The following is a 7,297-nucleotide window of genomic DNA, read 5'->3' as shown; positions in this document are numbered from 1 at the left end:
TGATTGGCCGGGCAACGTGCGCGAACTACGCAATGTGGCTGAACGATTGGTCCTTGCATCTCGCCGAGGCGGTGGCACCGTAACTGAGGCCTTGCGCGTGCAAAACGATATGGGCGACGTGCCCGAAACTTTGCGCGAAGCTGTTGCCGCTTTCGAACGTTCGCTCATCGCCAAAGCGATCCGCACGCATAAGGGAAAAATGGACGCGGTCGCTGAAGCCTTGGGGATTGGCAGGCGCACGCTCAACGAGAAAATTGTAAAACTAAATTTGAACAAAGACGAATTGCTCTAGACCAAAACCACCCTGCGGATTTCCGCAAGGGGTCTTGCGCGCGCCTACGCAGTTTTCTTCATAGGCAAAACTCGCCCAATCGGTAGGATAGCTTTCAACACGATCCATTTGGTTCGGGTTTGGGATTCTTTTGGGAGGAAATTATGAAAACGATCTTTAAGGTTGCTGTCGCAACCACGCTAACATTTGGCTTTGCTGCAGAAGCAATGGCTGTCGAATGGAATGTTTCGCTTTGGGGCAAACGTCGCGCTTTCACTGAGCACGTTGAAAAATTAGCTGAGTTGGTTTCTCAAAAAACCGGCGGCGATTTCACGCTTAACCTATCATATGGCGGCCTATCCAAAAACCGGGAAAACCTTGATGGCATTTCCATTGGCGCATTTGAAATGGCACAATTCTGCGCGGGCTACCACGCAGACAAAAACCCCTCAATCACCGTTCTTGAACTGCCATTCCTTGGCGTAAGCTCGTTGGAAGCTGAAATTGCAGCATCGATGGCCGTTTACAACCACCCAGCAACACAAAAAGACTTGGGCCGTTGGAACGCAACGCTTTTGATGCCATCTCCTTTGCCACAATATAACTTTGTTGGTGTCGGCGATGCGCCACGCACCGTTGCCGATTTTGAAGGCATGACAGTTCGCGCAACTGGCGGTATTGGCCGTGCGATGGAATCTGTAATGGCAGTTCCAAACTCAATGTCAGCAACCGAAGTACGCCAAGCACTTGATTCAGGCGTTGTGAAAGCTGTTTCATTCGCACCACACGCTCACATGTCTTATGGCACCATCGAAAGCGGCAAGTGGTGGACCACCAACTTGAACCCGGGCACTGTCAACTGCCCAGTTGTTGCCAACACAGATGCTTTGAACGGCTTGTCTGATGCACACCGTGAAGCACTTCTAAGCTCAATTCCAGAAGCACTTGGCCACTATGTCGACAACTACAACAATGCGACAATGGCAGCTTGGGGCCCAGCGCTTGAAGAGCGTGGCATCGAACAGATTACCTACTCAGACGAAGAGCTCGCAGCTTTCCGTTCTGCAGCTGGTGGCATTGCTCAAGCTTGGGTTGACGACAACAACGCAAAAGGTCTGCCAGCACAAGAACTGCTCGACCTCGTGCTTTCAACACTAGCAAACTAAGCAACCTGATTTAAGTTCGCCCGGCCGCGCCATATCAAAGCGTGACGCCGGGTGAATTTTATCTAAACTGGATTTGAAGCGAATACTTCAAACTGGGGGAGACTAAAATGGCAGGTGCTTCATCTGTTCTAACCGACGATAGTTGGCTATCAAGATTTGATCGCGAGCTGTTCAAACTCGAAGGCGTTCTCGCCTTTATTGGCGGCCTTGCCGTCTTTTCACTCATGCTCATGGCAGTTGCATCGGTTGGTGGTCGCAATTTCTTCAATCGACCATTGCCTGGATATGTGGACTGGATTGAACAGGCAATGCCGCTTATAGCTTTTGTCGGTGTGGCCTATACCCAACGCGTTGGTGGGCACATTCGCATGGACATTTTGGTTGGTCGGCTAACAGGCCGAGCGCTTTGGACCGCCGAGTTCATTTCAACACTAGTAATGCTACTTCTGATGCTCTTGCTGATGTGGGGGTCTTGGGCTCACTTTGCTCGTTCTTTCGATTTTGCTGCCCCCATGTGGAGCCGCGATTCATCAATGGACATTGGCATTCCGCTTTGGCCCGCAAAACTGCTCGCCCCATTTGCCTTCTTCATCCTTTCACTCCGCCTACTCATACAACTTTGGGGCTATGGAAGGGCATTGCGTACCGGCACATTAGAACCCGTTGCGGTTCCCCTAATCGAAGATGCAGCAACCCAAGCCGCACGTGAAGCTGAGCACGTTTCAGGCTTTGATGATGAGGAGACAGCAAAATGAGTTCAATTGATATTGGTCTCGTGGTCACTGGGCTGCTGCTTATCATGGTTTTGATCGGCGTTCGTGTAGCATTCGCGGCGGCCCTCGCCGGCCTTACAGGTCTGATTTGGATTTTCTGGTCCAAGAAGGGCTATGACCCCAACCAGTTTTTCTGGGCCCTTGAAGTTCCCACCAAAACCGCTGGGCAAGGGCCACACTCAAAAGTGGCGTCACAAGCCCTATCGCTTATCCCGACATTTATCCTCATTGGATATCTCGCCTACTACGCAGGCCTCACCAAGGCATTGTTTGAAGCGGCAAAACGTTGGGTTGGCTGGCTACCGGGCGGCATGGGGGTTGCAACCGTATTTGCTACCGCTGGCTTTGCGGCCGTTTCTGGTGCTTCGGTTGCCACATCCGCTGTGTTTGCCCGTATCGCAATCCCTGAAATGCTTAAAATCGGCTACGACAAGCGTTTTGCCGCAGGTGTTGTGGCGGCTGGCGGCACATTGGCCTCGCTCATTCCTCCATCAGCGATTTTGGTCATTTACGCAATTATCGTCGAGCAAGATGTGGGCGCATTGCTTCTGGCCGGCTTCTTACCGGGCGCTGTTTCCGCACTCATTTACGGCGGGCTGGTTGTTTTGATGGCAACCTTCAACAAAAATCTCGGGCCACCGGTTCGGGGTTTCTCTTGGAGTGAACGGTTCAAGTCATTGCCGCCAGCATTTCCCATCTTCTTTGTGGTCATCATCATCATTTGCTTCATCTACAATCCATTTGGTGGTGATGCTTGGGGCACACCAACCGAAGGCGGAGCAATCGGCGCGTTCGTGATCTTTGTCATGGCACTGATCCACGGTATGCGATGGCCACAGTTCAAAGATGCTTTGATGGAAACGGGCAAATTGGCCGTGATGATTTTCACCATCATTTGGGGCGTATTGATCTTTGTACGCTTCTTGGGTTTTGCCGACCTACCCGGCGCGTTCTCGGATTGGATTGTAACCCTTGAACAAAATCCAATGGTCACCTTGATCCTAATCCTGTGCGCTTACGCCATACTCGGCATGTTCATGGATGCCATTGGCATGCTGCTCTTAACCCTACCCGTTGTGTTCCCTGCCGTAATGGCTCTGAATGGCGGCATGGACGTCACCGCAGCCGACAGTGCCTTTGGCATGAGCGGTTGGGGCTGTGCGATCTGGTTTGGGATTATTGTAGTAAAAATGGCAGAGCTTTGTCTGATCACCCCACCCATTGGTCTCAATTGTTTTGTGGTCGCGGGCGTTCGTTCGGACATTTCAGTACAAGACGTGTTCCGCGGCGCATCACCATTCTTTGTGGCCGACGCGATCACAATCGCCGTGCTGATTGCCTTCCCAGGCATCGTCCTGTGGTTACCGAGTTTGCTGCTAGGTTAGTTACACAAGGCTGTCGCGGCCTGAAAAGTCGCGGCAGTCCATTCTCACCCGTTCTTCAGCTATCATCTTTCAATCAATGAATAGAATTCTCTGAGCAAACCCACCTGACTATTGACGTGACATTTGCTCAATATCGTCTTCACGTGTGAGCGTACCGTTGCATAAGTACGATTACTCGAAGCGGCAAATTCACGAAGTGACTGGCCAGCCAATAACCCGCCCAAAATCTCGGTCTCTGTCGCGGTTAGCCCGTGTTTCTTTCCAAAGCTGACCAACCGAGCTTCAATATTTGGCGCCACAAGTTCCTGTTTACGTATCAATGCGACGATATATCTCAAGAAAAGGGCAAGCCTTTGTTTCTCAAGATCGTCAAAGTCACGCATTTTTTCGCCGCGCCAGACAACAAGCGATAACAACGAACCATCTGGCATGATCGCAGGCGAAATCATCAAATAGAAAACGTCGTGCTTTTGCATAAATGAATAAAAGGGTCCAAGTTCCTTTACTTGCTCATCGGATACATAGTCTGTTCGCCGATGTGGCTCTAGCGGCGCCAAGTCTTCCTCATGCATTGGCCTGATTTGATAAAAACCGTTTTCAAAAAAATCAGTTACACACGCGGTGTCAGACGTGGCGTAAATTTTATATTCGTCTGCACCCGAATTCAGGCCGTCGCCAAATGTACAATAAAGAGAAAATTCGGCCGCGAATGCTTCTGAAAACGCATGGGAAAACGCCGACCAATCAAAGCTATCCACCAAATGTCGCTCAGCACAATCGTATAGCTTTTCAAGCTGCTCCATTAGAAACCAACGCCTTAATTGGGCCGTATTATCAGTATTCAGTTCGAGGCAGCACTATATGGTGATACTCTCTTTTACAACAGAATTCCTTTTGTCCTACAAAAGGGCGGAGACCGGCTATGCCCCCGCCCATCTAATGGGGTTAGGAATGAAAGTATCTACTCTGCTGGCGGGGGAAGGAAATTCACCTCGTGTAATGCAGATAGACGCACAACTTCTTCAGGATCCCCCAAATCGTGCAACGCGTTAAACAAATCAAACAGCTTGCGGCTTGGCGCAACGCCAAAGAAGCAGTTGGCATCCTTGCCTGATTTATTGGTGATTCCGTGGGCAATCCCCATTGGCATGCGCACCGTATCACCAGCACGTGCTGTCAAAATTTCGTCGCCAAATGCCAACTCTAATTCACCGTCTAACAGGGTGATCCACTCATCTTGGGTGGGGTGAATGTGCGGCGGCACGAAGCTATCTGCTGGCAACAATGCATGCCAAATGAACGTATTTTCTGAAAGCAGTTTTGGAATATAGGTTTGTCCCAATATGTTCCATTTGAGCGCAGAAATGCCCTCACCGCTCGGCGTAATGCCGGGTGTCATATCCATCTTCTCTCTCCATTTAGGTTTTTAAATGCCGCCGCATTTTGTCGTCACGCGGCGGCGAAAGTTCGGCCCGCTAGCTAACTCTGTAGTCCGGGGTCGAATTCAAAAACTCGCGATAGGCATCCGCATTTGGCGGCGCGAGGTTTTCCGCAATCGGGTTGCGGTGACGCTTCTTCGCGCCCATATCGTCGAGCAACTCGTCAAAATGCGCGAAATGGTACGGCGCGACACACAGCCCACCATAGACTTTGGCGGAAGGTTTTTCGTTGCGCTTCCAATTGAGCATCATGTCGATGTTATTGTGCATTTCGCCTGGCGTTGGTTGCTTTGCCAACTTGCCGTCCGCATAGCGCACCAACCAGTTTGCGGCCAAATCGGCACATAGCACCGTACAAAATGAGGAGTTGAACCCAACAAAGCCCATATCCGGCAAATCAGGATTTGCGATGATGCGATAAAGCCGATACTGGCCATCTTCCTCAATCAGTTTTTGCTGATATTCATCTGGCAAAAACGGCACGCCCAATTTCCACCCGACCGCTTGAATGGCCAAGTCTGTTTTCACCCGCTCGCCACCGGTTAGAACAACACTGTCCCCATCATATTCTTTGAAGGTGCCTTTGGTCGCTTTAATGCGCCCGTCCGCTATCATGTCGAACAGTCCGGGCGTTACAATTGGCACCGAACAATTGATCTCGTCTTCGATCTTAATGTCCGGCTTCAAGCCAGTTTTGTTCAGCTTCAACTGAATGGTCAGCAAAGCCTCCAACCCACGCCAATTTGCCCAAACGAACGGCTTTCCTATGGCATGCGCCAGTTTTTGCATCGGGTTCATGCCCCATTTTGGGAACATGTCTTCCTGCTTACGGATATAAAGGATGCGCTTAAAGTTGATCAGCCCACCAATGAAATAGGGCACCCGCCAAACGCTTTGCAGATAAATAATATTTACCGACTTCGCGCCTTGCTTCACCGCATTAACCGCAATGTCCGTGGCAGACTTGGAAAAGCCAAGCACGGTAACGTCCTTGCCTTCAACAATCGAAGGGTCCGTATATTCAGACGAATGCATCACCTGCCCACCCTGGGCCTCAAACGCTTCTTGGCCCGGGTGTGTTAGGATGTTCTTTTCGCTGAATTGCCCGGTGCAAACCGCAAGAAAATCAAAATCTTCTTCCGTTTCCTTCCCACTTTCATCAACAACAGAAAGGGTCCAACCTGGCGCTCCATCTGCACGTCGTGCCATGCCTGAAACACTGGTGTTAAAACGAATAAGATCCCGCAAATTATAATCTTTTGCATAACTATCCAAATAGGCATGCACCTGCGGACCCTTGGGCCATTCAGGATAATCGTCCGGCATCGCTTTATCGGTATATCGATAAAGATCTTTCGGGCTTTGTGTTTGCACGTCAGGGTAAGAGCGTGACAATTCCCAAACACCGCCCAAATCGTGGCTGCGTTCGATCACTGTTACATCATGACCCTTCTCTTTGAACGTTTTGGCTGTCGCCAAACCACTCACGCCCGCGCCAATTACCGCGACCTTTTTCTTGAGTGCCATCGTCCCCTCCTCCTCGCCGATTGCATCATTTTTATTTTATGCCTAAACTAAAAGACATATACGGGGAGGAGTCTATCCAGAAAACGCAAAAGTGCGAAGACAGCGCTTGGTTAAGCAAGCCTGTTGTCCACGAGCCACTGGCAAAATATCGGCTGTTTCGTTCGAGCGACCTTGATTGTGCGCGCGAAATGGTTGCGCGCAAATATTGCGCCCACAAATTGGACATGATGTCGGGTGACGAAAAACTCGACGCTGTGCACAATCATGTGGCCGCGGGCGACCTCTCTTTCAACTATATGCGCTATGGCGGCAAGGTGGAGATCAAACCCGGCGAACTCGATCAATTCTACCTCATTCAAATCCCTTTGCGGGGCGGGGCAACCGTGCGCAATGGCAACCAAACCGTAGACAGCTCGCCAGATTTTGCCACCATCCTAAACCCAGACCTGAAAACACAAATGGTGTGGCATGCGGACTGCGAAATGCTGCTGGTGCAGGTTGATGCGCGCCGGGTGAAAAAAGAGGCCGAGCAGTTTTTGGGACGCCAACTCAGCGCACCAATTCGTTTCGAACCCACCATTCGCATGAAAGCTCAACAGCTCAGCTTGTGGCGGCAGCGGTTGCGCAACATGTTCCGCGATGCAGACAGGGGCATAACTCCCACCACCAGCTCTGAAATGATTATTGAATTCCTTGAAGCCGCACCAACCAATGTTCAGTACTTTTTTAATGCGCG

At 50.7% G+C, this 7,297-nt stretch carries 7 protein-coding genes and 1 pseudogene; 5 read left to right on the top strand and 3 right to left on the bottom strand.

The annotated features are described in order from the left end of the window. The 4 genes from Q0231_RS02245 to Q0231_RS02230 form a co-directional block, all read left to right on the top strand. Nucleotides 1–292 (top strand): helix-turn-helix domain-containing protein (locus Q0231_RS02245; protein WP_299344535.1); only part of this gene is annotated, 292 nt, incomplete at its 5' end. A 143-nt stretch (nucleotides 293–435) separates the two neighbouring features. Further along, the gene (locus Q0231_RS02240; protein WP_269394427.1) at nucleotides 436–1,437 is read left to right on the top strand and encodes a C4-dicarboxylate TRAP transporter substrate-binding protein; all 1,002 of its coding nucleotides are present in this window, start codon (nucleotides 436–438) and stop codon (nucleotides 1,435–1,437) included. A 107-nt stretch (nucleotides 1,438–1,544) separates the two neighbouring features. Beyond that, complete coding sequence (locus Q0231_RS02235; RefSeq protein WP_269394426.1) at nucleotides 1,545–2,192, top strand: TRAP transporter small permease subunit; 648 nt, start codon at nucleotides 1,545–1,547, stop codon at nucleotides 2,190–2,192. Then, nucleotides 2,189–3,595 carry a TRAP transporter large permease gene (locus Q0231_RS02230; protein ID WP_299344530.1) on the top strand — a complete coding sequence of 469 codons (1,407 nt, stop codon included), beginning with the start codon at nucleotides 2,189–2,191 and terminating at the stop codon, nucleotides 3,593–3,595. The genes Q0231_RS02235 and Q0231_RS02230 overlap by 4 nt, the downstream gene beginning before the upstream one ends. 62 nt (nucleotides 3,596–3,657) lie before the next feature. Here the strand turns inward: Q0231_RS02230 and Q0231_RS02225 are convergent, their stop codons facing one another. The 3 genes from Q0231_RS02225 to Q0231_RS02215 form a co-directional block, all read right to left on the bottom strand. Continuing rightward, nucleotides 3,658–4,398: a helix-turn-helix transcriptional regulator gene (locus Q0231_RS02225; RefSeq protein WP_299344527.1), complete on the bottom strand. Its 741-nt coding sequence runs from the start codon at nucleotides 4,396–4,398 to the stop codon at nucleotides 3,658–3,660. A gap of 158 nt (nucleotides 4,399–4,556) precedes the next feature. After that, nucleotides 4,557–5,000 (bottom strand): cupin domain-containing protein, encoded by a 444-nt coding sequence (locus Q0231_RS02220; RefSeq protein ID WP_269394423.1) that lies wholly within the window; start codon nucleotides 4,998–5,000, stop codon nucleotides 4,557–4,559. 70 nt (nucleotides 5,001–5,070) lie between these two features. Beyond that, nucleotides 5,071–6,561 carry an NAD(P)/FAD-dependent oxidoreductase gene (locus tag Q0231_RS02215; protein ID WP_269394422.1) on the bottom strand — a complete coding sequence of 497 codons (1,491 nt, stop codon included), beginning with the start codon at nucleotides 6,559–6,561 and terminating at the stop codon, nucleotides 5,071–5,073. A gap of 188 nt (nucleotides 6,562–6,749) precedes the next feature. Here Q0231_RS02215 and Q0231_RS02210 point away from each other — a divergent pair. Then, a pseudogene (locus Q0231_RS02210) lies at nucleotides 6,750–7,297 on the top strand (hypothetical protein); the annotation flags it as partial.

This window comes from uncultured Maritalea sp. (assembly GCF_937139385.1).
Lineage (GTDB): Bacteria > Pseudomonadota > Alphaproteobacteria > Rhizobiales > Devosiaceae > Maritalea > Maritalea porphyrae_A.
This window is presented reverse-complemented; position numbering and strand designations above follow the sequence as displayed.